16 protein-coding genes are annotated in these 24,876 nt (G+C 49.0%); 11 read left to right on the top strand and 5 right to left on the bottom strand.

Annotated features, from left to right (window positions below; all coding sequences use genetic code 11):
* The first annotated feature begins 3 nt into the window (after window positions 1-3).
* The gene (locus MYF79_RS26015; RefSeq protein ID WP_247810809.1) at window positions 4-2,322 is read left to right on the top strand and encodes a hypothetical protein; all 2,319 of its coding nucleotides are present in this window, start codon (window positions 4-6) and stop codon (window positions 2,320-2,322) included.
* A gap of 46 nt (window positions 2,323-2,368) precedes the next feature.
* Here MYF79_RS26015 and MYF79_RS26010 read toward each other — a convergent pair whose 3' ends face one another.
* The 4 genes from MYF79_RS26010 to MYF79_RS25995 form a co-directional block, all read right to left on the bottom strand.
* Window positions 2,369-3,301: a hypothetical protein gene (locus MYF79_RS26010; RefSeq protein ID WP_247810808.1), complete on the bottom strand. Its 933-nt coding sequence runs from the start codon at window positions 3,299-3,301 to the stop codon at window positions 2,369-2,371.
* 253 nt (window positions 3,302-3,554) lie between these two features.
* The gene (locus MYF79_RS26005) at window positions 3,555-5,366 is read right to left on the bottom strand and encodes a M56 family metallopeptidase (RefSeq protein WP_247810807.1); all 1,812 of its coding nucleotides are present in this window, start codon (window positions 5,364-5,366) and stop codon (window positions 3,555-3,557) included.
* A gap of 16 nt (window positions 5,367-5,382) precedes the next feature.
* Entirely contained in the window at window positions 5,383-5,781 is a 399-nt protein-coding gene (locus MYF79_RS26000; RefSeq protein ID WP_247810806.1) for a BlaI/MecI/CopY family transcriptional regulator, read from the bottom strand.
* Window positions 5,782-5,910: 129 nt separating this feature from the next.
* The gene (locus tag MYF79_RS25995; RefSeq protein WP_247810805.1) at window positions 5,911-7,077 is read right to left on the bottom strand and encodes an alginate lyase family protein; all 1,167 of its coding nucleotides are present in this window, start codon (window positions 7,075-7,077) and stop codon (window positions 5,911-5,913) included.
* Window positions 7,078-7,583: 506 nt separating this feature from the next.
* Here MYF79_RS25995 and MYF79_RS25990 point away from each other — a divergent pair.
* The 8 genes from MYF79_RS25990 to MYF79_RS25955 all read left to right on the top strand — a co-directional run bounded on the left by MYF79_RS25990 (window position 7,584) and on the right by MYF79_RS25955 (window position 19,079).
* Window positions 7,584-8,588, top strand: a complete 1,005-nt coding sequence (locus MYF79_RS25990) for a GlxA family transcriptional regulator (protein ID WP_247810804.1) — start codon at window positions 7,584-7,586, stop codon at window positions 8,586-8,588.
* Window positions 8,589-8,690: 102 nt separating this feature from the next.
* The gene (eat, locus tag MYF79_RS25985) at window positions 8,691-10,022 is read left to right on the top strand and encodes an ethanolamine permease (RefSeq protein WP_247810803.1); all 1,332 of its coding nucleotides are present in this window, start codon (window positions 8,691-8,693) and stop codon (window positions 10,020-10,022) included.
* A 221-nt stretch (window positions 10,023-10,243) separates the two neighbouring features.
* Complete coding sequence (locus MYF79_RS25980) at window positions 10,244-11,620, top strand: ethanolamine ammonia-lyase subunit EutB (RefSeq protein WP_247810802.1); 1,377 nt, start codon at window positions 10,244-10,246, stop codon at window positions 11,618-11,620.
* Between the two features lie 268 nt (window positions 11,621-11,888).
* Window positions 11,889-12,674, top strand: a complete 786-nt coding sequence (gene eutC / locus MYF79_RS25975; RefSeq protein ID WP_247810801.1) for an ethanolamine ammonia-lyase subunit EutC — start codon at window positions 11,889-11,891, stop codon at window positions 12,672-12,674.
* Window positions 12,675-12,801: 127 nt separating this feature from the next.
* The gene (locus MYF79_RS25970) at window positions 12,802-13,362 is read left to right on the top strand and encodes an RNA polymerase sigma-70 factor (RefSeq protein WP_247810800.1); all 561 of its coding nucleotides are present in this window, start codon (window positions 12,802-12,804) and stop codon (window positions 13,360-13,362) included.
* Between the two features lie 44 nt (window positions 13,363-13,406).
* A complete protein-coding gene (locus MYF79_RS25965; RefSeq protein ID WP_247810799.1) occupies window positions 13,407-14,321 on the top strand; it encodes a FecR family protein in 915 nt (304 codons plus the stop codon).
* A gap of 18 nt (window positions 14,322-14,339) precedes the next feature.
* Entirely contained in the window at window positions 14,340-17,543 is a 3,204-nt protein-coding gene (locus MYF79_RS25960; RefSeq protein WP_247810798.1) for a SusC/RagA family TonB-linked outer membrane protein, read from the top strand.
* Between the two features lie 9 nt (window positions 17,544-17,552).
* Window positions 17,553-19,079, top strand: coding sequence for a SusD/RagB family nutrient-binding outer membrane lipoprotein (locus MYF79_RS25955; RefSeq protein WP_247810797.1), 1,527 nt, complete (start codon window positions 17,553-17,555; stop codon window positions 19,077-19,079).
* Window positions 19,080-19,085: 6 nt separating this feature from the next.
* On the opposite strand, the gene MYF79_RS25950 is transcribed toward MYF79_RS25955, so the two are convergent.
* Window positions 19,086-19,487 carry a hypothetical protein gene (locus MYF79_RS25950; RefSeq protein WP_247810796.1) on the bottom strand — a complete coding sequence of 134 codons (402 nt, stop codon included), beginning with the start codon at window positions 19,485-19,487 and terminating at the stop codon, window positions 19,086-19,088.
* 92 nt (window positions 19,488-19,579) lie between these two features.
* Here MYF79_RS25950 and MYF79_RS25945 point away from each other — a divergent pair, with 92 nt between their 5' ends.
* Window positions 19,580-19,783, top strand: coding sequence for a hypothetical protein (locus MYF79_RS25945; RefSeq protein WP_247810795.1), 204 nt, complete (start codon window positions 19,580-19,582; stop codon window positions 19,781-19,783).
* Between the two features lie 677 nt (window positions 19,784-20,460).
* Window positions 20,461-24,873 (top strand): hypothetical protein, encoded by a 4,413-nt coding sequence (locus MYF79_RS25940; protein ID WP_247810794.1) that lies wholly within the window; start codon window positions 20,461-20,463, stop codon window positions 24,871-24,873.
* The last annotated feature ends 3 nt before the right edge of the window (window positions 24,874-24,876 follow it).

Below are 24,876 nucleotides of genomic sequence, written 5' to 3'. Positions count from 1 at the left end.
AACATGAATACTACACGGGATTCTGCCTGGTTCTCTGATCTGATCATCGTATTGCGTGGTATATGGATACTACTCATCTTTGATCTGGCGGCATTCTTTCTCTTTGTAAAGACAACACAGGGCGCTGATGTTATACTATGCATGATAGAAGACCTTGGTAATGCGCCTGTACAGCCGCTTACCTTCATTTTTCTGCAGGCAGCGATGTTGTTCTGGGCGATTTCTTCTGAACTGACATGCCGGTGGATGGTGTACCTGACCGACAACTCAGGTAAGTCATTGTCACGGGACAGGGTGGAGCAAAGAAAGAGCATCCAGCGGAGAGTGGCCAATGTTTCTCTTTTCTATCCTTTTATTGTTTTTGGTATTGCGATGCTTACTGTAGTGTTCAGTGGAAATGTTAAACTGAATAATGGAGAATACCGGGCTGTAGCAGGAATACTATTTACAAGCCTGGTATTAGTGGCAGGATTGTACGTGCTCTATATAAGCTCCATCTTGTCGTCCTGGTCTGAAAAACGACCATTTAGCTGGTTTGTTCCAACAGGGAATGAACTGGTCTGGAGCAAAAAGCTCTATGGTATCTATAGCGATGTGCGTATTAATATTTCAGAGAAGGTAGTGCGTGACGAACAACTTCCTGATAGGGAATTACCGACAGGTGTTGTACTTCCGGACGGTACGACACTGCCCGCTCCCCTTATTGAAGATGATGCAATTGTTCATCATACAACATTCACGCTTTTAAAAACAGATTTCGATAAAGATAGTAAGTTGAAGATCTGGTTATACCGGATACCCCGGCGTTTCTATCCTCATCTGCTGAATCAGCTATATCTTTCTACAGGTATAGCGGCCCTTATCATTATAATATTTCTTTGGCTGCCCGAGAACTGTTTTATGCATCTTGGAACGGCGGGAATTACTGCTACCGCATTTGCCTGCTGGCAGATAGTGGTGGTGTTTTTTAACTACCTCAATAGTATCAGACGCCGGTGGGCGCTGCCAATACCACTGGGATGGGTGTTGTTAGCGTTGTTTCTGATCTCGTCTTTTTATAATAATGATCACCCGGCCAGGAAGCTGTACAAGGTAAGAAAAGGCGAGCGGCAAACCATCGAAAGGCATTTCGGTGCATGGTTGCAGCACCTGAAAGATGATTCCTCAGGAACCTATAGATTGGAAGATGGAAAAACAATACCAGTTATTTTTGTCGCAGCGGAAGGCGGTGCACTCAGAACAGGCGCTTTTACTGCGCTGACACTGGCACAACTCCAGGAGGACATGCCATTCCTGACGAAGCATATCTATTGTTATAGCACTGTTTCCGGAGGCTCCGTCGGTGCTAACGTATTTAATTCGATGGTGATCAGTAAACGCATGTCTGGCGAGGCAGGCAGCCTGGTGCCTGCTATCAGGAACTTCTTCGAGCATGATCATCTTTCTGCGGTGATAGGAAAGATGTTTTTTGGAGAAGTGGTCAATTACTTCTGGCCGCATCATATCGAACAGTTTGACAGGGCGATAGCACTGGAGAGAAGCTGGGAGTATAGTGGTGGAGATACCAGTAAGGTGTGGAAGCCCCGGGTGAACCTGTTGGATAGTTCATTCGATTCGACTATTGGCGGTGATTTGCCGGCCCTCTTCATCAATACTACAGAGGTAGAAACTGGCCGGCAATGTATATGGAGTAATGTAGATGTCAGCGCTTTGCCTTTTGGCAGTCATCGTGACCTGTACAATGTAACTGGTCTCAATCTGCAATATAGCACTGCTATCAATCTCAGCAGCCGCTTCCCGCTGGTATCGCCCGGAGCGGCTCTCTGTTACAGGGACGGCAAAAGCAGTTGCAGGCAGTCGCACTATGTAGATGGAGGGTATTATGAGAATAAAGGAGCGGAAACCTTATTACAGGTGTTAAACGTATTGCCATTGAAAGACTCCTCGATAAAAGTATTTGTGGTCCAGTTTAATTTCGGCGACAGCACGGCAGTGGAACCGGCAGCGATAAGAAAATTCAGTGAGCTGAGTGAGATCATTGCAGGTCTTTATAACACCCGCGTAGCGCGTACAGCGCTTGGGCAGTATTTTCTTAAACAAAAGGTAGACAGCCTGCGGGCCAGAGCGGAATTCAGACCGGTCTTTTTTAACCTGAGCAGTGGCCAATGCCCCAACAACTGGGTCTTAAGTCAGGCAGCGGTCAGGGAGGTGGTAGGCCAGTTACCCGGAGTGATAGAAAAACAGCTCAACTTCTCTGGTTGGCGAATATTGAATGGAGATACATTAATAGAACAGATAAGCAGAAGGCCGTCTCAAAAATAAGACGGCTTTTCTCATAATGGAAAGTAACTACTAATAAGCAGGTCATTTAATTTCCCCGGTGCATCTGCATCTGCTGGCTATTGCCGTCAGACAGGTAGGAGAAACGGTTTTTGGCAAAGCGGCTGTATTTATCCTGGTACTTTTTATGCACGGCATCAGGTTGTTTAATACCATTCACTGTCATTTCAGTGGGAGACAGGGTCAGCATGTGCAGGTCATTCGCACTGGTAATGAGTTTATCACTTATAAGATCGGCGGTCAGGTCGGCCATCATCTTCCTGTCAGCCGCGGCCTGTGCACGGTCCTTTTCTGCCTGCACACGGTCTTTCGCGGCTTGTTCCCTGTCTTTGTCGGCCTGTATGCGATCCAATGCAGCTTGTGCACGGTCTTTATCCGCCTGTACGCGGTCCCGGTCCGCCTGCTGCCTGTCTGATTCTGCCTGCGTACGATCTTTCTCTGCCTGCAGGCGGTCTCTGTCGGCCTGTTCTCTGTTTTTGTCTGCCTCTATACGGTCCAGCCTTCCCTGTTCCCGGTCCTTCTCCGCCTGGATGCGATCCAGCCTTCCGCGATCCTTGTCCTTGTCAGCCTGAATGCGGTCCAGTCTTCCCCGTTCTCTGTCCTTGTCGGCCTGGATGCGGTCCAGCTTTGCCTGTTCCCTGTCTTTTTCCGCCTGAATGCGATCCAGTCTTGCCTGTTCCTTGTCCTTTTTCATCTGCTCCTGGATCTCGTTGATAATGGCCTTATAATCGCCCCATTTTTCCTCCGGTATGCTGACACCATCTACAGAGAAAAAGCTCATCTTGCCATCCGTAAATTCCAGCTGGTAGGTTTTATCACCTTTGTCAGTGATGACACGTTCCTTCCCGTTTTTCTGATCAGATGTCGTGTATTGGGAAGAGATCTGCTGTGCATTTATGGAAAGGGTCAATACGAGGAATGATGCAAGCAGTATGTTGCTTTTGAAGTAATGTGTGCTCATTTTCTGATGAATTTTAAGTTTGTAAATAATGCCTGGGATGTACAGGCAATAGACATCCTGTTACAGCTTTTGCTGTAAAAAAATTACATGGTTTGTAAACAAAGCCCGGGAATGAACGGGAAATAAAGATCCTGTCGCAGTAAGGGCTGCGAAAATTTTTTACGTCATATTGTTGTTTTTAGAATGGTAGTGGCAATACAATGCCATCCGTGCTATTGCACGGCTTTAAATGGTGAATGATTATTTAAATGGATTATTGTGTTGCCTGCCTTCTTTCTGCCTCGGCCCTCGCGCGGTCTTTATCAGCCTGTATGCGGTCGAGGTTTGCCTGCGCTCTGTCTTTTTCCGCTTGTACTCTGTCGTTATCAGCCTGTATACGGTCAAGGTTTGCCTGCATCCTGTCCTTCTCCGCCTGTATGCGGTCCAGCCTTCCCCGTTCTTTGTCCATGTCTGCCTGTGCACGGTTTCTTTCCGCCTGTATCCGGTCCCTGACAGCCTGCGCCCGGTCCTGATCTGCCTGCAGTCTGTCTTTTTGACCCTGTATATGAGCCAGTCTTGCCTCTTCTCTTTGCTCGTCCCGCAGCACTACCTCATTGGCACTTAGCGTGATCTCTCTGCCGTTTGCAGTGAGGTGGAGCTCAGAAGAGCTGCTGGGCAGCTGGCTGTTGCCGGGAGTATATTGCCTGCGGAAGGCAGACCAGTTTGCCCTTTGTGTATTGCCGGCTGTATACGCTGGCCTTATGCGCCTCCTTTCATCGCGGGGCATGGCGGCTTCTGTTTGTTCCGGCTGTATTTCATCTGCCAGCAGTTTTTCCACGTAATGTTCGTCTGCAGACTCCCTGCTTATTGTCGCATCACGTGTTATGACAGAAAGAGCGGCCGCTGCATTTTTTATCCGCTTGTTTTTTTGCAGCGTAACACCATCAGTTGGTTTTGCGGGTGCAACAGCTGCAATTGGCAATAAGGGCGACGGCATGGGAAGGACATAATTCCTGGCGGTGTGATGTATGCCGGCAAGATCCTGCTCCATACTGCGCAGCTGGGTAATGGCAGCGGTTGACAGGATAACTGTCAGCAACAGGATGCCTGCCATGAAGAATACTTTTTCACCTGTTCCCAGCGGCTGATATTTGTTGTTGATAATACGGCTCACCCTTTGCAGCAACTGGTTCTTCCTGCCCGGAAATGCCACAGCTGCATGATTGTACATAGCGTGTTCCTTGAAACTGATCAGCGCCTGTATAAATTCTTTCTTGTTACCGGTTTGTGCGAGGGCGATATCATCGCAACAATGTTCACGCTCATCCCGCAGCCGGCCGGACATCCATAAGAGACCGGGATTAAAGAAGTAAACAGTTTCGCAAAAGGTTTGCAGCAGGTTTACAATATAATCGTGCCGGCGTATATGGGCCAGTTCATGAAGTAGTACTGCCTCCACCTGTTCCACCGGCATACCGCTCAATAAACCCACCGGCATCAGTATCGCCGGCTTCAGATGTCCTATTACCATAGGTGCCTTTATACGGGCCGATTCCAGCAGGCGGATGCTTTTATTGATATGCAGCTTTCCACAAAGCAGCACAAGCCGTTCCTGCCAGCCGGCCGCCGCATAAACATATTGATGCCGTGCACGTTGCAGGTACATCAGTCCCTGCACCATCCTGATGGAACGGAAAGCGAAAAAGACAGCCCACACAAGTACCAGCCATGATGCGTGACTGGAAATATAAGCGGCGCATGCACCGGCAAACTGTTGTATGTTAATGGTATTGATATGCAGCAGTTGCGAAGCATGCTGCCCGAAAGTATCGCTTAGTGGTACAATACTTACCGATGGTCTGCTCATACCCAGGAAGAAGGTCCATATACAAGCCAGTATAAATAATACAAACTGGCTGAACAGTATATAATACCTCAATCGTGCAGGCGCCCTTTTGGTGAATTGCAGTAATATGGCCGTTGTAAGGGCCAGCAGCAATCCCTGCCAGAGGGAATGTATCAGCATCCAGCTGAAAGCCTGGAGAAACTGTTCGCCACCTGATTGTAAATTGAGGTAGGGGTGCATGGGTGTTGGAATTTAGTTACTTATCCATATTTTTCAACAACTCTTTGATCTTCTTTAATTCTTCCGGTGAGGTCTTGTCATTGCCCAGCAATGCCACCACCAGGTCGCTCGGTGAACCATTGTACATGGAGTCCATAAAACGGCTCAGCAGGGTGCCCTTCACCTTTTTCTCTTCCACGACAGCGCTGTACACATGTTTCATGCTGCTTTCGTCACGGTCCAGCATCCCTTTTTCCTTCATTACCTGCATCAGCTTTAAAGTACTGGTATAGATCACCGCCTCTTTCTGCTCATTCAATTTGTCGTGTACAAAACGTACAGTAGAGGGGCCATACTGCCAGAGTATCTGCAGTACGTCCATTTCAGTTTTCGTCGGCACCATCTCGGGAGATGTATCTTTCTTAAATAAGCTCATGATTCAAAGGTATGCATTAAAAACGTACGTTGCAATACCTGATATCTTTTTTTTAAAAAAAAGACCGTCCTGGAGTATCCGGGACGGTCTTATCCGCTATAGCCCTGGTTATCTGTTTACTTGTCGTTGTTACAGGCCGGGTACATCAAAATGTGTATAGGAGGTAAAGCCCAGGAACGTTTTGTCTGAAGTTACATACAGCGGGTCCTGCAGTTCCCGCAGGTATTTCAGGTTCGCTGTCTTGTAATAATTGTAAGCCACTTCGGTGCCCGGGAAAACGGTGCTGGAAGTAGAACAGGTGGTACAGGAAGTGGCCCCGTTGTAGGCAGCCTTCATATAATCGTAGCCTTTGCTGAGCAGGTTGGAATTGAATGTCCACAGGGAATTGTCGCCCTGTATACTTGCCAGCTCGGCCGCATATGCGAATGCTGTCAGTGAATACTGGAAATGCACACAGTCATTCCTGTCGCAATATTCAGGAATGGTGCCGTCAGACTTAATAATGACCGGCAGGTGCTGTGTAATGATATTATAACCATTCTGGTATACGGTAGTGCTGTTCAGGAAAATGCCGATGGCCATTTTAGCATAACCGGCAGAAGCATTCCAGTTGTTGTTGTACGCCGGTGTGTTGTTGATATAATTGTTCTTCACCAGGTTCAGGTAGTTATTGAACTGGTTGATGTCAGCGTCAGACCAGCCGGCCGACTGACCAAAGGCCTTGTAATAACGCATGATCTCAGCAGCGGCAACAAAACTGGGAGTGGTCCATGACGCTTCCAGCGATGGCTGATACTGGTTAGACCCCGACAGCACTGCATACTGTTTGAAAGTGTAAGACCAGCCGTTCAGGATGGCGATACACTGTTGTGCATACGTGGCATTACCTGTCTTTGCCCAGCGCAAGGCCAGTGCATAAGCCAGTATGGCGTCTTTCCTGATCTGGCTTTTTGACTCTGTGGTGGCCCCGTTGGAACCCACGGTCACGGTTTCCCAGAAGCGGGTAGGCAGCGCGTTGTTATTGACATAATCCAGTACTTTCTGGTAAGCGGCAGTACGTACAGGATCCGGCGTGGCGCCATTCACCTGTGAGGCGATCAGGTCCAGGCTTGCCTGTGTGTTCAGCACACCAGGATGTACGAACGTAACGATCTGTGGCGCGGCAGCAGCGGCTATCAGGCTGTTGCCGGCTACCCGCTTCATGCTGTTGGCGTCCTGTTTTTTGCACATCAGTAATAAGGTTGCCAAAGCAAACATAGTCATGCAAAGGAGGAGGGAATTGACGGTTTTCTTCATGTGTTTAAGAGGGATTTTTATCAGGCTATAGCGGAATGCCTTGTGGTTTGCAGAAGTATATAGCTGTTTACATGGAATGATAAGATAACTGTATGATATCAGGTATAAAAGATAATGGTTTGAAATGTTGCTGTATTACATTACCGGCTAAAGGAAAATAATGATGATCTGACAACGCTGCATGCATAATGATGCAGGTACACCCTTTAGCAGCACGCTAACGTGGAATAAAGCATTATTATTTCCTTAAAAATACGATTGCTTATAATATTTCAGATCTTTTTTATTGGTGTTGTAACAGGCAATTTGGTCTAGGCGGCAGCAATACCGGAAGCGGCGTGGATCATACGCCGGAATGAGACACTATTTTCATTTTTCCGGAAAAGGAAGGTTGCAGGAGAAGCATATTTTATAAACTTTTCTTGAATAACTGATAAAGAAGCAGATAGGGCGTATTTGAGCCAAATGTCGTAACTTGACCGGTACTTTGTTTAAAACCTGAAATCATGATGAACCTGGCACTGCTGCTCACCTACAACCACCGGCTTATAAGCACGGCCGCCATTCTGGATGTATTCGAATCGGTAAACAATATGTATGCTGTCAACCAGCAGGCCCCAATTTTCAATATACAGCTGGTACTGCCCGATCAGAAGGAAGTGGACATGTTACCTCATTACGGCCGTTATACCACGGTGGCATTAAAGGAGGCAGCGAAACCTGACATTGTACTGATCCCTGCTTTTATAGCGGGAGATGTGGATAATGCCATTGCCGCCAACAGCACCTTTATTCCCTGGCTACGGCAACAACACCACGCAGGAACGGAAATCGCCAGTTTTTGCACCGGTGCTTTCCTGCTGGCGGCTACAGGTCTGCTGGATGGTAAGCCTGCCACCACGCATATGAACGCCTGCCGCGCTTTTGCAGGTCATTTTCCTGATGTGTTGCTACAGCCCGACAGAGTGCTTACCTCTTCGTCAGGCATCTACACCAGCGGAGGGGCTACCAGCACCTTCCACCTGTTGTTGCACCTGGTAGAGAAATATTGTGGACAGGACATGGCCGTGAAGGCTGCGAAACTGTTTGCTATCGACATGGATCGTGAAACACAATCCTACTTCGGTATGTTCCTGCCGGAAAAGAAACATACAGACCCGCTGATCTCTGAAGTACAGCAACGCATGGAATCCTGTTTCCAGGAGGCCCGCAACGTGGAATCGTTCATGGAAAATATTCCTGCCAGCCGCCGCAACTTCGTACGCCGTTTCAAACAGGCTACAGGCATCACCCCCATAGAATACCTGCAGAAGACCCGTATCGAAGCGGCTAAAAAGATGCTGGAACAGACCAGTAACAGCATCCTCACGGTAATGCTCGACTGTGGTTACAACGATATCAAGGCCTTCCGTAAAGTATTCAGAAAGGAAGTAGGGCTGACCCCCACAGAATACAGGCTGAAATTTGCAGGCAGCCGCAATGCGAATACCTCGCTGGCGCTTGAAATGTGATCTTTTTGTGTATCTTGACAACATTTCGCGGAGGGAAACGGGAATATACTTTATCAACCAATGGTAATGATTCAGGCATTACCAGCAATCCCGTGTTTATATATGTCTGCTCAGGAAACAGTTTTAAAGAAAGTGATCAGGCCCATACATCTCTGGGCCATCGGCGTCGGATTAGTGATCTCCGGTGAATATTTCGGATGGAATTATGGCTGGGGCGTAGCCGGTACCATCGGCTTCCTTGTGGCCACGCTCGTCATCACGCTGCTGTACATTACTTTCATTTTCAGTTTTACAGAACTGACCACTTCCATTCCACAGGCAGGCGGTCCCTTTACTTATTCGCACCGGGCAATGGGGCCTTTCGGCGGACTGATAGCAGGATATGCCACTGCTGTAGAATTCCTCCTGGCCACACCGGCTATTGCTTTTGCCCTGGGCAATTACCTGCATTTCCTGCATCCTGCATTGCCCGTACTGGGAACGGGTATCGTTTTTTATGTGCTGCTGACGGGCATCAATCTGCTGGGTATTAAAGAATCAGCCCTTTTCTCACTGGTTATCACCTTACTGGCAGTAGCCGAATTGCTGATATATATGGGCATTGTAGGGCCATCCTTCAAAGCGGCCAATTTTATGCACAATGCAATGCCTGCAGGTTGGCTCGGCGTATTTGCCGCCCTTCCCTTTGCTATCTGGCTGTATGTCTGTATCGAGGGTATTGCCATGGTAGCAGAGGAGGTGAAGGATCCTTCCCGTAATATCCCAAAGGGATATATCTCTGCTATGCTCACGCTGGCATTACTGGCGGTAGGCGTGATGGTGTTAACAGGAGGCATCACCGACTGGAAATCATTATCAGCCATTGACTATCCCTTACCGGAAGCCATCGGCGTTGTACTGGGTAAGCAGAGCGGCATTACGAAGATCTTTGCGGGGATTGGTCTCTTCGGATTGATCGCTTCTTTCAATGGCATCATTATCAGTTATTCCCGCCAGCTGTTTGCGCTGGCCCGCAGCGGTTATCTGCCAGGTGTACTGGCTGTACTGAGCCCTAAAAGACAGGTGCCTTATATCGCCCTCATAGCCGGCGGATTGCTGGGCGTGCTGGCACTGTACCTGGGTAAAACAGATCAGCTGGTGATCCTCTCTGTAATGGGCGCTGTGGTGATGTACATCCTCAGCATGATCAGCCTGTTCATACTGAGAAAGAAAGAACCGGAACTGGAACGTCCTTTTAAAGCGCCGTTCTATCCCTGGTTCCCTGCTATTGCACTCGCATTGTCGGTGGTATCATTGGTTGCGATCATCTACTACAATCAATTGCTGGCGCTCCTGTTCTTTTCAGGATTGATCATTGCAGTGGTTATATTCATAGCAATGGGCAAACACCGCACACCGGTGGTTCCTGTTGCCCAACAAGAAATGGTGCTCTGACAAATACGATTCACAAAAAAAACGTAAAACAAAAAACGCAAACCATAAAACGCAAGCCACAAAACGCAATAGGACTCCGTCAGGAGTCCCTGTGTTTGTAGCCCGGGGTGGCAACCCCGGGTGGCGTATCGTAACACGGGTGGCAACCCCGGGTGGCGTATCGTAACACGGGCAACCCCGGGGAAGCCGCGTACATCATCAATATTTTTACAACAACATTCATGTCATATCAGCATACCATACAACACAAAACATACACCTTCGGCAATCTTCGTACGCTGCTGGCAAAAGCGACGCCCTTCCGCTCAGGCGATGCCCTGGCCGGGCTGGCGGCCGACAGCTATGAAGAACGTGTTGCGGCGCAGATGGTGCTGGCAGATGTACCTTTAAAAACATTCCTGCAGGAAGCGATCGTTCCTTACGAAAAAGATGAGATCACCCGCCTGATCATTGATACACATGACCAGGCTGCTTTCGCACCTGTGAGTCATTTCACCGTAGGGGAGTTGCGCGACTGGCTCCTGAGCGATGAAGCGGATACAGCGGCGCTGCAACGTTTATCGCCCGGGCTTACACCCGAGATGGTAGCCGCGGTATCAAAGCTGATGCGTAACCAGGACCTCATCAGTGTGGCGCAGAAATGTGAAGTAGTGACCCGCTTTCGTAATACCATCGGTTTAAAAGGACACCTGTCAGTACGCCTGCAACCTAATCATAACACAGACGATCCCAAAGGCATTGCCGCCAGTATCATAGATGGTTTGCTGTACGGCAGCGGCGATGCGGTGATCGGTATCAATCCCGCTACGGATAGTCCGCAGGCAGTCGTGCAATTATTGCACATGTTGGACCAGTTGCGTACACAGTTCGATATTCCCACGCAGTCCTGCATTTTATGCCATGTTACTACAGCCATGGAGATCATTCACCGTGCGCCGGTCGACCTGGTATTTCAGTCTATCGGTGGTACAGAAAAGACCAACAACAGTTTCGGTATTCACCTGGGCTTGCTGGAAGAAGCGCATCAGGCAGCGCTGTCATTACAGCGGGGAACTATTGGTAACAACGTGATGTACTTCGAGACGGGGCAGGGAAGTGCTTTGTCTGCCAACGCACATGAAGGTGTGGACCAGCAGACATGCGAGGTGCGGTCTTATGCAGTGGCCCGTAAGTTTTCTCCTTTACTGGTGAACACTGTTGTAGGCTTCATTGGCCCCGAATACCTGTTCGATGGTAAACAGATCATCCGTGCAGCCCTGGAAGATCATTGCTGCGGTAAACTGTTGGGATTACCGATGGGAGTGGATATCTGTTATACAAATCATGCAGAGGCCGACCAGGATGATATGGATAACCTGCTTACATTATTAGGTGTGGCAGGCTGCAATTTTATCATGGGCGTACCGGGGGCTGATGATATCATGCTGAATTATCAATCCACCTCCTTTCACGACGCGCTGTATGCCCGCAAGGTACTCGGCCTGAAGGCCGCGCCTGAATTTGAAGCCTGGCTGCAAAGGCAGGGCATTGTCAATCATAAAGGCCAGTTGCAGCAGGTAGGGAAGATGCATCAGCTGCTGGGTTATAATGCAGGGTGAACATCGTAAGCAGTTATACGATAATGCATCGCGGAACGCCTGACGCAATCAGCTGTTCATGCTGCATCGGTAATTATGCTATAGTCCATAATGAAAAGCAGCAGTTAAGTGTGCATGCCACATAAGTACGATCAATCGTTATGGCATGATCCATAATGAAAGCTATCAGTAATTAAGCGATCATGCGGCATAGCTAAGCATCAGCGATTAGGTTGCACCGCCATAAGGAAATGCAGGCAGTATATTTTATTAATATCCATCACAAGAGATGAGCAAGGAATTACAGCACAGCAACCAGGTACAGGAAGATCCCTGGTCTTCATTAAGGGCTTTTACAACAGCGCGTATTGCGCTGGGAAGAACAGGTACTGCTATCCCCTTGAGGGAAGTATTATCTTTCAGGCTGGCGCATGCACATGCCCGGGATGCCGTTTACTCAAAGCTGGATATAACGCTGTTAATGGAACAGCTGCAACCTTTTCATACAGGTACATTGTTGCTGCACAGCAGTGCGGCCGACAGGCAGGAATACCTGCAACGTCCTGATAAAGGCAGGAGACTGGATACAGAGAGTGTTAACACCCTGCACACATTGCCGGCTGCCTTATTGCAGAAAGACGTAGCCATCATTATCGCAGATGGCCTCTCCGCAACGGCGATGAATATACATACCTTACCGTTATTGACGCAATTGTTACCTATGCTGAAAGCAGCAGGTATATCCACAGGACCTGTTTGCCTGGTGGAGCAGGGAAGGGTGGCCATCGGCGATGAGATCGGGACCCTGTTGCAAGCGAAAATGACGCTGGTACTGATCGGAGAAAGGCCCGGGCTCAGTGCGGCCGACAGTATGGGCGCTTATTTTACTTTTAACCCGAAGGTGGGCAATACAGATGAATCAAGGAACTGCATCTCTAACATCCGCCGGGAGGGACTACAATATGACACTGCAGCAGGAAAGATCTGCTATCTGCTGCAGGAGGCCGTCAGACTGCAATTGTCGGGAGTAGGCCTGAAAGATAATTATGAAGCAGCAGGTCGTCTGAATACTTAACAGGATCTATCATTGCATTATTTCAGCGTTGCACCATCTTTTCAGGGGTGCTTGCTTTTCACAGTCGCTGCTGAAATTTCCCTTCGATTATTTAAAAAAAATAATACTTTGTGCGGCATTCAAATTGATGATGACGCAAGACGGATACCATATCTCTGCTGAAGAAGCTACTGAGGCCCTCCGTAGCCGTAATGCCGGTGTCTTCCAGAAAATTTACACAGCATACAGTGAGGAATTGTTCCTGTTAGCTTATCGCTGGGTCAGGGATAATGACCTGGCGAAAGAAGTCGTGCAAAGCCTGTTTGCACACCTCTGGGAAAAGGGACAACAGATCGAGATCACCGGGAATGTGCGTCACTACCTATATCGTTCAATAACCAACAGGAGCATCAACGAGTTAAAACGGCGTTCGAGAAATGTCAGCGAAGAAGTCCTGCAATGGCAGGCCGACGATGCGTCATTGCATGATATCACAGACCATTTACTGTTACAGAAAGAGATCGTACGTCTCTCACAGGGCCTGGCGCCGCGCTGCCGGGAAATCTTCCTGCTCAGCCGCTTCGAGGGAATGGAGCCCGCCGAAATAGCAGAACGGCTGGGGATCACGCTCAACACGGTCTATTTTCAGCTGGCAGTAGCTCTGAAATATCTTCGCAATCACTTATTGGACGGAAAAAAATTGCAGTAGCATCAAAGTATAGGGGTGCTGAATTGTCGTAATACTATAAAGCAATGAACAACAACGACATAACCGGGTTCATCATAGATTGTCTGACGGACCCCGGTAACAGGGACAAACAGGCTGCATTGAACAAATGGCTGCAGGACTCGGAAGAGAACCGCCGCTTGTATGCAGAAATGAAGCAGCTTTGGCAGGCTGCCGCAGGTGTCCCTCCTGTGCCCTTTAATGTAGCTGAAGGGTGGCAGGAGCTGTCGCAGCACATGGCGCCGGTCGCCAGGGTAAAGCGCATGTTCCCCCGGAAGATCGTTGCCGCGGCTGTTGTCCTGTTGTTCCTGGCCGCAGGCGGCTGGTGGTGGCAAAATACCCGCAATGCCTGGATCACTTATACCACGCCGACTTCCAATATAGACAGTATCACCCTCCCTGATGGCTCTACTATACACATGAAAGCAGGTACCTCCATGGCTTACAGGAAGTTATTCAAACAACGCGAGGTGAAGCTACTACAGGGAGAAGCCTATTTCGATGTAGTGAAAGATCCGCAGCGGCAGTTCCTTGTCGTAGCAGATAGATCAACCGTAAAAGTGCTGGGAACAGCCTTCAACCTGCGCATAGACAGCACCTTCACAGAAGTGATCGTCTTTGAAGGCAGCATCAGCCTGCAAAGCGGGGGAAAGAAGCTGGTATTGAACAGTGGCAGCGGCAACCTGGCAACTGTAGGCCGGAATGATGATGAAATAAAACATCCGACAGGTAACTATAGCAATCAATGCGCCTGGGCCACCAATGAACTGGTATTTGAGAATGAAGAAGCAGCAAATGTGGCGCGCGTATTAGCCGCCCACTACCATATTCCGGAAATAAAAGTTGTTGAAAATTTACGGCATAAACGAATTACCTTACGCCTGCATAATACACCCCAGGACGAAGCCTTGGCAATATTTTCGGCCGTTCTGGATCAATAACTGAGCTCCATTACCCTTATGAAGGTCCTGGCCACTTTGGGTATTTTAACCCTCTTATTGTGCGCGGTGCTGACCGGTACGGCACAACAGTCTCCACTACTGCAGCAGCATCTGGATATCCGGGTGAAGAAGATGCCTGTTCCTGCCTTCCTGAAATGGTTAGGTGAACAGACCGGTGTTTCCTTTGCCTATCCTAATGAGATCATCAACGGACGTACACCCGTTACCATGAACGAAACGCAGATCTCCATACAGGCCGCCCTGGAAACCGTTTTCCCGCCCGCTCAGTATGAGATCCGCACTATCGGCCATCAGATCATTATCCGGTTTCATAAAGTAATTGCAGCTGTCCCCGATACGATGGCAACCACCCGTATCATGCAAATGAACCCCGTCGTGGTAACGGCCCTCGGTATTAACAGGGAACAATACTCACTGGGATATGCACATGCAGAAATAAAAGGCAGGGAGCTGACCAGTGTCCGGGATGTGCATCCTATGAGTACACTTAGCGGAAAGATCGCAGGACTGGATGTCAGCCCGGTGAACAGCGGAGCGGCAGGGTCCACGAAACTGACCCTGCGGGGAATGCGCCTGCTGGGTGGGAATAATCAGCCGCTGCTTGTCATAGACGGTATCCCCGTGAACAATACCTCTCCCGGTCAGGCGGAAAAGTATGGAGGGTATGATCTGGGTGATGGTACCGTCATTATCAACCCGGATGATGTGGAGACACTTTCCGTGCTCAAAGGAGGGGCTTCCGCGGCCTTATATGGCAGCCGGGCTACAAACGGGGTCATATTGATCACAACAAAGAAAGGCGCCCGTAAAGGGCTGGAAATAGAGTTTATGTCGAATACCGTGCTGGAAAGATTCAATAGTCAGTATGACTTCCAGGACGCCTATGGCAGCGGCCGTGAAGGTCAGTTGCCCGCAGACGCAGCCGCAGCCCGCTGGGATGCGCAATATAGCTGGGGACCTAAAATGAACGCCGATAGCATGGTATGGCTCTGGAATGGCACGAAGGCGCCTTATGTGAAAGCGCGGAACCCTGTCACAAAGTTCTTCCGCCAGGGATTTACCCTCATCAATACACTGGCCCTGTCCACAGGAAATGAAAGGACGCAGCTGCGGGCATCATATACCAATACACGCAACAACGATATCATGCCCACCAGCAGCTTGCAAAGGCATCACTTCTCCGCCCGGGTTACGACCCGCCTCACGCGGCACCTGGAGCTGGATACCCGCCTGGCATGGCTGGACGAGGAAGTGCTGAACCGGCCTGCCTTGTCCGACAATCCCAATAACGTGGGCTATGTATTAAGCGGGATTGCGCCCAATATTGACCTCAACTGGCTGAAGCATTACAAAGATCCTGTAACGGGCGACTATATCAACTGGAATAACAACACCTACCAGGTCAATCCCTACTGGGCCATCTATGAGCAACCCAACAACAGCGACCAGGATCGTTTCAATGGCTTCATCCGCCTGAAATATAAACTCTGCCCCGGGTTCTCCCTGCACATACGTTCGGGCGCCGACTATTCTGCGTTTTTCTTCAATGAGCTGATGAACTACTCCACGCCTGTGAACCCAATGGGCGCTATGTTCCTCAAGGACAGAAGACTGTGGGAGATCAACAGCGACCTGCTGCTGACCTATACCCGCCAGCTGAATAAGTTCAGGTTCACGCTGAATGTAGGGACCACCCGCATGGATTACAAGGAAACCATCCGTAATACTACCGGCCGTGAAATGAATATCCGCGACGAAAGAGGCATCGACAATTTCGCGACCCGTATACGGCATGAAATGATCCTCCGGAAAAGGATCAACGCGGTATATGCCTCCCTGGATGTCGATTACAGGCGGCTTCTGTTCCTTTCACTGACAGGACGGAAGGATTGGTCGTCTACCCTGCCGCACAATCACAATGCTTACTTTTATCCTTCTGCATCAGCTGCATTCCAGTTCTCAGAGCTGATTAAGAACAAGCGTATCCTGTCCTCCGGTAAACTCCGTTTATCCGTAGCACAAACAGGTACGGACGCTGTGCAGCCTTATCTATTACGGCTCACCTATGGCTACAATCCCGACATTCCGCTCGTGAAGGGATATTCCATTGGTGGTGTGGCGGTAGATAATGTGCCTTTCGCCGACCTCCGGCCGGGCGTTAACTACGCCTATGAAGCAGGCGCCGACCTGACCTTCTTCGATAACCGTTTACACCTTGACGCCACCTGGTATCATTCCCGGACGAAAGACCAGGTGCTCAATGCACCCGTTTCCACCACCAGCGGATATACCAGCGCCGTGATCAATTCCGGCAATATCCGCAATGAAGGCGTTGAAATAGCCTTGGGCGGCATGCCGGTGCTGCGCAGGCATTTCAGCTGGGAAGCAGGGCTGATCTTCTCCCGCAACATGAACAGGATACAGTCGCTCAACTCGCTGGTATCGCCTTATTACCCGGTAGCAGTGGCCCGCTGGGGAAATGTTTCTGTTGTGGCAAAGAAAGATGCGGAATACGGTATGCTCACCGGCAGGCATTTCCTGCGCGACTTCAAGGGGCGCCTGGTACTGGACGGGAATAATCTGCCGAAATATACCAGCACAGACAGTCGCCTGGGAAGTAATCAATATGCCTGGACAGGCAGCATTACCAACCGCTTCTCCTACAAACGCCTGGCTTTGACAGTGCTGGTGGACATAAAATATGGCGGCAATATTTTCTCTATGACCAACCTGCTGGCCTATTCAAACGGCAACCAGAAAGGAACGCTGGCAGGAAGGGAAGAATGGGCGCGTTCCGAACAGGAAAGGATCCATGCAGGAAAAACACCGGAGCAGTGGACGGCTACCGGCGGATTGCCTGTTAAAGGTATTCAGGCGGCCACGGGCAATGAAGTAATGGCCTATGTAAATCCGCAGGCCTACTGGAAAAGGCTGGGAGAGAGCATTCCCGAGGCGTTTATTTACGATGCTACTTTCGTAAAGCTCAGGGAACTGCATCTTGATTACGATCTGCCCGTCTCCGGCAGGGTATTCCGGGAGGCCACCATTTCCCTTGTCGCGCGCAATCCATTCACCCTTTACAAAGCGGTGCCTAATATCGATCCTGAATCAAGTTACAACAACACAACGGCACAGGGCCTGGAATACGGCTCCCTGCCAACGCGAAAATCATACGGTCTTAAACTTTCCCTCAGGTTTTAAGTGATGCTTATGAAAAGACACAGATGGAACATACTCCTGATCTTATTACTATCATCCTGCACCGCAGGATTTGATGAGATCAATACAGATCCCAAGACGAAAGAGCGTATTCCTCCGGGCGAGCAGCTTACGGCTGCCGCTTATTTCATGGATGGAGGACGTGAAATGGGATATCCTAATCTTTACATCTTTCAACCCATGGTGCAATACCTGACAGGAGCGGAAGATATGAGCAAGGGAGGGAAATATATCCGGGATGAATTTTATAACAACTGCATGTGGGAGAACCTGTATGGTAAGAGCCTGAAGCAGCTGGTAGACTTGCTGGAAAATCATAAGAACGATACCGCCCTTGCCAATTACCTGGCGGCCGCGCGTATATTGCGGGTGTACGTGTTTTCACTGCTGACAGATACCTATGGCGATATTCCTTATTCACAGGCCGGCCTGGCCTATTACAACAAGGTCTACACACCGCAGTACGATAAACAATCAGACATCTACGCCGACTTTTTCAAAGAGCTGGCAGAGGCCACTGTGCAGTTCGATCCTATGAAAGAGGGCATCTCAAATGATATTGTCTATGGCGGCGACCTGGAAAAGTGGAAACGGCTGGCAGGCTCTCTGCGATTGCGCCTGGCCATGCGGCTGACAAAAGTGAACGCCATTACTGCCCGGCAGCAGGTAACAGCGGCATTGGCCGCCGGTGTGATGCGGGGCCCGGAAGATAATTTCCGCATGCTGCACGATAATTATGCTTATCCCGACCTGCGGGGCAACGGTTATGCACAGGCACTGCTGGAAGATAACGTCCGTCAGTGGGTAAGGGGCAGCAGCACCTTTGTAGAATTCCTGAAGGCAGAAAGAGACCCGCGTTTACCTACCTTTTTCGAGAATAAGGACGCTAAAGGAAACAACATCGCCGCTATTACCAATTACCTGTCCATGGCGCCGGGACTGTACTATTGGGATGACCAGGAAGATTACGTGAGCCCTGAAGGCGTGGTAATACCTGCTGCGGATAAATACTGCGTATTGAACCAACCCTTCTATCAGTTGCAGGCTCCATTCCTGCATATGGGATATGCGGAAGTGGCCTTCCTGGAGGCGGAGGCAGCCGCCCGGGGCTGGATCCCTGACGACGCCAATACCTGGTATCAGACAGGCATCCGGGCAGCCATAGATCAGCTGAAACTATACCCTGAAATAGGATATATCCCGGACGATACAGCAACGGCATTTGTCCGTGCACACAGGCTGACACCCGGAAAGGAGATAGAACAGATCAATATGCAGAAATGGGTGGCGCTATTTCCCAATGGATTTGAAGCGTATGCCAACCAGCGCCGCAGTGGCTTCCCGGTACTGAAGCCGATTACCGACATGGGCAATGAATCGCAGACAGACGGCATTCCGCCCAGGCGTTTGTTTTATCCCGCCACAGAGGCATTCAGCAATACGGTCCACTACCAGGAGGCGCTGGACAGGATGGGAGGAACGGACGACTGGTTACAGCATGTATGGTGGGACTATTGAGAAGCATCACATCGTCTCGGTCTCTTCGGGATGTTTTGGTTTATACCAGGCATAATAGTATGCCAGTATCAGTACGCCCGTTAAGAATGGTATCAGTGCCAAATGCTTATAAGTGATTCCGCCGGTAATGATCTCCGCATCAAAATGCAGGAATTCGCTGATCATCCAGTACGAGTTAGCAGTGATCCACACGGCAATAGCCAGGTTGTGACATAACTCGGATACGAACTGCCGTGTACGGTAAGCAATAACAATTGCGATTATCAACGTCGGGAAGATCATCGCAATGCCCAATGGCTTCCAGATCAGGCACCAGCCTATGTCTTTCAGCAGCCAGAAAACGATATGCAGATTCTCCATTTTCCGGTATTTCAACGGGATACTGTAAACAGGTGTGGTTTCGGGCATGTTTGGTCTTAATTGTGCCGGCAAAAATATAAAATCTGGCTTCAATTGGTATAACTCTTGTATTAAACAATGCATACCAAAATGAACGAGTTATGAAAAAAGCAATGATAGCCGCTTCTATTGTCGGCGCAGCAGCAGCCGGAGTGATCTTATATCTGACCCGTAAAAATGGAGGTGTGAAAGGTCTCCTGAATAAGGCCGAATCTGCAGCGGACGACGCCCGCCGAATGGCAAACCGCCATCTGCGCAAATCACAACAGAAAATTAATACAATGGTCAATGAGACCATGGCTTAACGAATACAGGCATTTTACCGGGGTGGCAGGCATTGTTCCCATAAATGCCCCGGTAGGATGCCTGTTTATAAGTCCAGCCCAGGTCCGGGTTACACCCGGCGCAAAAGCCGGCATATCGCCATTAATGTAGTGCTGTTATATTGTAATGCGTTGCCTTTAACCGGGCGCCCTGCACTTAGCGTTGCCGGATATAATACTATAAGTCCTAATAAGCCATATTAGCAATGTATTACCTCTTAATGGAATCATTTGCTGCAGTCAGCCCGTCTTTGGCGGGCTGATTGTTTATATACCCCGTGAGCCTCTGCATACCCGGTTTTTTGCCCATAGATGTCGTGTAACGTCTGGTATGCGTCTGGTATACGTCTGGTATACGTCTGGTGTAAGGCTGCAGCCACCACCTGCAAGCCCGGGTCTTCCATAGATATCGTGTATACGACTGCGGTATACCTGTCTATCCCCGCTGAAAGAACTGCCATTCGGCTTACCTTGCCCTGGAAATTAAGACAAACCCGAAAACCCATAAACCAACCGTTCTACACATTGCTGATAATCACCTGTTTATAAAGAATAATACATTAAATTAAATTAACATTGAATAAAAAATTGTAATGTGGACAATAAATAATTTACATTTGTTTTATTGTTAATATTAAGGGACTCCCACCCGTTGACCGATGAAGCACCACCCTGTACCCGTCCTACGACTGGCAGTATTTTCACTGTTATTGTTCTTTCTGTGGCCTGTTTACGCTAACGCCACAAATTCCACAACCGGTCTTCCAAAAGACACGGCAAAAGAAGGCCTTGTAGATCATGCAATCAGCGTGTTCAATAAGATCAAGGAAAAGAACAAGTTTATCAATTTCCTGACTAACGAATCGCTGGGTACACTGCCTGTGGGACTTGTCCGTGAAATAAACGGCAAGGTCTACGTCATTGCCATTGACAGTATTCGTATGACGCCGCAGGGCGCCTACCTGAGCGCTTATTTTCGTTTCAATGTCCCTGGTACCAGCCGCGAGCTGATATTCGGCGGCAAGGATATCGCCTTTACGCCGGGAGGTGTCGGAGTAGGTAACTCCACCAAACTGTTGCTGCTGAACGACCAGCGTGTTAACTTTAACGAGCACGTAGAGCTTAACTTTCCCGGAGACGGCAGCAACTTCGTAGAATGGGACTGTAATGGCTTTAAATCGGCCAACCTGAGTGGTGTATTTGAGTTTGATAAAGGATGGATAGAACCGGACGATCCGGGTAAAGAGATCGTACAGGCAGTCCTGTCCATCAATTCAGCGAAAGATCTCAGCAACATCATCGCTGATATCAATATTCCTCCGTTCCGTATCAAAGGCCTCAAAGACTTCAACTTTAAGGTAAAGCACGCCGTCATCGATATGAGTGACCTGGCCAATCCTTCCGGCCTGGATGTCACTGCCGATATGCTGGAAGATCCTTCCAGTCCGCTGTTGTGGCGCGGGTTCTACCTCCAGGAGCTGGAAGTAGGATTACCGGAGCAGGTGGCTTCCGCTAAAGGACGGCCTAAAGTGACCGTGTCCAACTTCATTATAGACGATCAGGGGGTGAGCGGTAGCCTGGAAGCTGAAAACATTGTAAAGCTGGGCGATGCCAGCGCAGGTGGCTGGCCAATGTCTATCGACAAAGTAGGACTGAGTTTCAGCAAGAACAAGCTCAATGGCGGCTCCCTGGGTGGGGAAATGAGAATAGGCTTCCTGGGCGACGATCCGCTGGCATACGATGCCGCAGTGAGTATGCGTGGCAACGATACGTACTATTCATTCGCACTCGCCACCACAAAAGATAAAACATATTCCTTCTTTGCAGGTAAAATTACCCTGAACAAGGACTGTCGCATAGAAGTCACCAAAACGGCTAAGGACTTCATTCCGAAAGCAACACTGACCGGTAAGGTAGAGCTTAATAAGAGTGTGCTGAATATTAAGGACATCTCTTTCGAAGACCTGACCCTTTCTACACAGAAACCTTATGTACATAGCGGTACATTCGAAATAGCCACAGCCGGCGATGCGAAAATGAGTGGTTTCCCCATCGCTTTCGACGAGCTGAGTTTAGGTATCTCCGAAGGAAAAGTAGCAGTAGGCGCTACCGTGATGCTGAACTTTATGGGCTCGGGCGATAAGGGCTTCAGTGGCAGCACTTCATTTACCATCACTGCAGCACAGGAAGAGATCAAACAGACCGTGATGGTCGATAACCAGCCTGTAGAAAAAGTGGACACACGCTGGAAACTGGACAAAGTAACGATCAGCGATATTGATCTGAATGTGAAAGTAATGGCCTTCCAGATGCATGGTATCATTTCGCTGTTCGATAACCATCCTGTATACGGGAACGGCTTCAGGGGGAAACTTGATTTCGCCCTGCCGGGACCTATTCCCAAAGCCTCTGCAACAGCTTATTTTGGTTCCAAAGATGATTTCCGTTACTGGCATGTGGATGCTTATATAGGCGTCAGGGTGCCGATACCACCAATGTTACAGATCACAGGTATGATGGGTGGTATGTCTTATCATATGGAGCGCCCTTCAGACTTTGATCCTTACGATTCAAGGAATGCTATAGATGAAAAAGGTGGCCTGAAAGACGTGAACGAGATCTTTAAATATGTACCATCAAAAGATGCGGGACTTGGTTTCATGGGTGGTGTGACATTGGCGCTTTCAACGGATGTCGTGATCAATGCCAACCTGGCGCTGGAAGTACAGTTCGGTACGAACGGAGGTTTCCGTTATGCACAGTTTGACGGTGCCGGGTATGTCATGCACCAGGTTGTAAAAGCGAAGAGCAAGAACGAAGCGAAAGAAGATGAATCGGCCCCGGTATGGGTACAGTTTAAGATGCGGTTTGACAACGTGAACAGTTCATTTGACGCCAGCATAAAAACCTATGTCAACATTGCCGGTATCGTGAAAGGTGCGCATGAACGCGGACTGGTAGGCGAATCGGTATTGCATGTAGGCAAGGATGACTGGTACCTCTATATAGGCCGTCCTTCGCAGATGAACGCGCTCTCCATTGCAGGAGTAGCGGAAGTGAGCAGCTACTTTATGATGGGGTCAAAAGTGGAAGATATGCCACCGGTGCCTGTGGAAGTAAGCGAAGTGTTTGATAATGTCAATACCAATTTCATGGCCATGGAAAACACCATGAGCACCGGTAAAGGGTTTGGCTTTGGTGCACACTTCAAGGCAGGCTTCTCATTTGATTATGGTATATATGGTGAATTTGCAATAGGTGCAGGCGCCGATATCCTGCTGCGTAACTACGGAGAGGCAAGATGTAAGGGCAGCAACAGCATTATCGGTTTTAACGGATGGTATGCATCCGGACAGGCATACGCTTATCTCAAAGGGAACGTGGGCATCCGTGTGAAAGTACTGGGAAAGAAGCGCTCATTTGATATTGCTAAGTTATCCGCAGCCATATTGGTACAGGCGAAATTACCTAATCCATCCTGGTTCAGGGGTATGGCGGGTGTGAAATATTCTGTGCTTGGTGGTTTGGTGAAAGGAACTGCAAATATTAAAGTAGAACTGGGTTCTCAATGTGAAATAGTGGGTGCGAAAGAGATAAACGTAGAAGTGATCAGCGACATCAAACCTGACGACCAGGGCAACGATGTCAGTGTCTTCTCTTCTCCGCAGGTAGCCTTCAACCTGGCGATCGAGAAACCTTTCTCTATGATGAATGAACTTGACCAGGTAGCTACTTACCGTGTGAAACTGGATGAAGTAACACTGATGAACGATAAGACGCCTATCACAGGAGCAATTGTTGTAAATCCTGATGGTATGTCGGCAACCCTCAATCAGCGCGACATCCTGCCTGGATTAACCAAACTGACGGCCGGGGCTAAAGTCCATTTTGAGAAACAGAACGGCGCCAGCTGGGATGCGTTGAAGAGCGACGGCAGGAACATCGACTATGAAACAAAATCCAGCACATTCACTACCGGCGAAGAGCCTAAGACCATCAGCTGGGAAAACGTAGTATATGCTTATCCTGTAAGGAACCAGTACAACTTCTTCCCGGGTGAATACAATAAAGGATATCTCAAACTGAAATACGGTCAGCCGAAGCTGTTCCGGAAAACAGACGACAAAGGCGAGAGCTACAGCATTACAGCGGCCTTCACTTCCGCACAGAAACAGGTAGCCACTACGAGCGTATCTTATGATGAAGCTGCAGCACAGGTAAACTTTGATATCCCTGCTGACCTGTCAAAGGAAACGATCTATACCTATAATATTGTCCGTTCTTCCCTGTCGCTGGAAAACGCGGCCAACAACGTAACGAAGAACGCCAAGACCACAGTAGGAGAAGACGGCGATAGCACCACTCTTACACAGACCGCCCTGAAAGGCAATGCTAATTCTGAAGCAGATAAAGAGGTCATCTCATACAATTTCCGCACCAGCAGGTACGGCACCTTTGCTGAGAAGATGAATAATGTTACCGGTTCTAAAGATCTCTTTGATATCGCTATCGGTTATGTAACTGTGATCGGTACCAGCTTTAATACCCAGGAAACATTTGACAGGTTTGATGTAAGTGGCGATGCGACATTCTCTACCAAACCGCTCATACTGCTGAAAGCGGGTACCAACAATGAATGGCTGCAGAACCAGGTAATGCCATTGCTCTATAATGGTTATCCGTTTGCACCATCCATGACCCTTGCCCGCGATGTAACTACTACCGGAGGTTTACCACCACTGGAAGCGGTACGCCTGTACAACAACGATAATAACTATTACCAGCTGGAAAGCAATAACGTGAGTGATGGAATTGCGCCTGTAAGGCCTGGTCAATGCCGCTTCATGTACTACGTACCTTATGTAGCACATGAGGATTATATGGACCTGAATGCGAAAGCGGGCAGGCTGTATACCAACGGTACCAGCACTACACCGGCAGGTAATCTCCTGCTGCACACCTTCCCGGATCTGCAGGGTAATATTTATTATCCGGTAGAACTGCAGTATCGTTTGCCAGGTATCAACAAAGTCACATCAACAGTTACAAAGAGTATCTATTATAAATTATAAACT

It is taken from the genome of Chitinophaga filiformis, assembly GCF_023100805.1.
Lineage (GTDB): Bacteria > Bacteroidota > Bacteroidia > Chitinophagales > Chitinophagaceae > Chitinophaga > Chitinophaga filiformis_B.
This window is presented reverse-complemented; position numbering and strand designations above follow the sequence as displayed.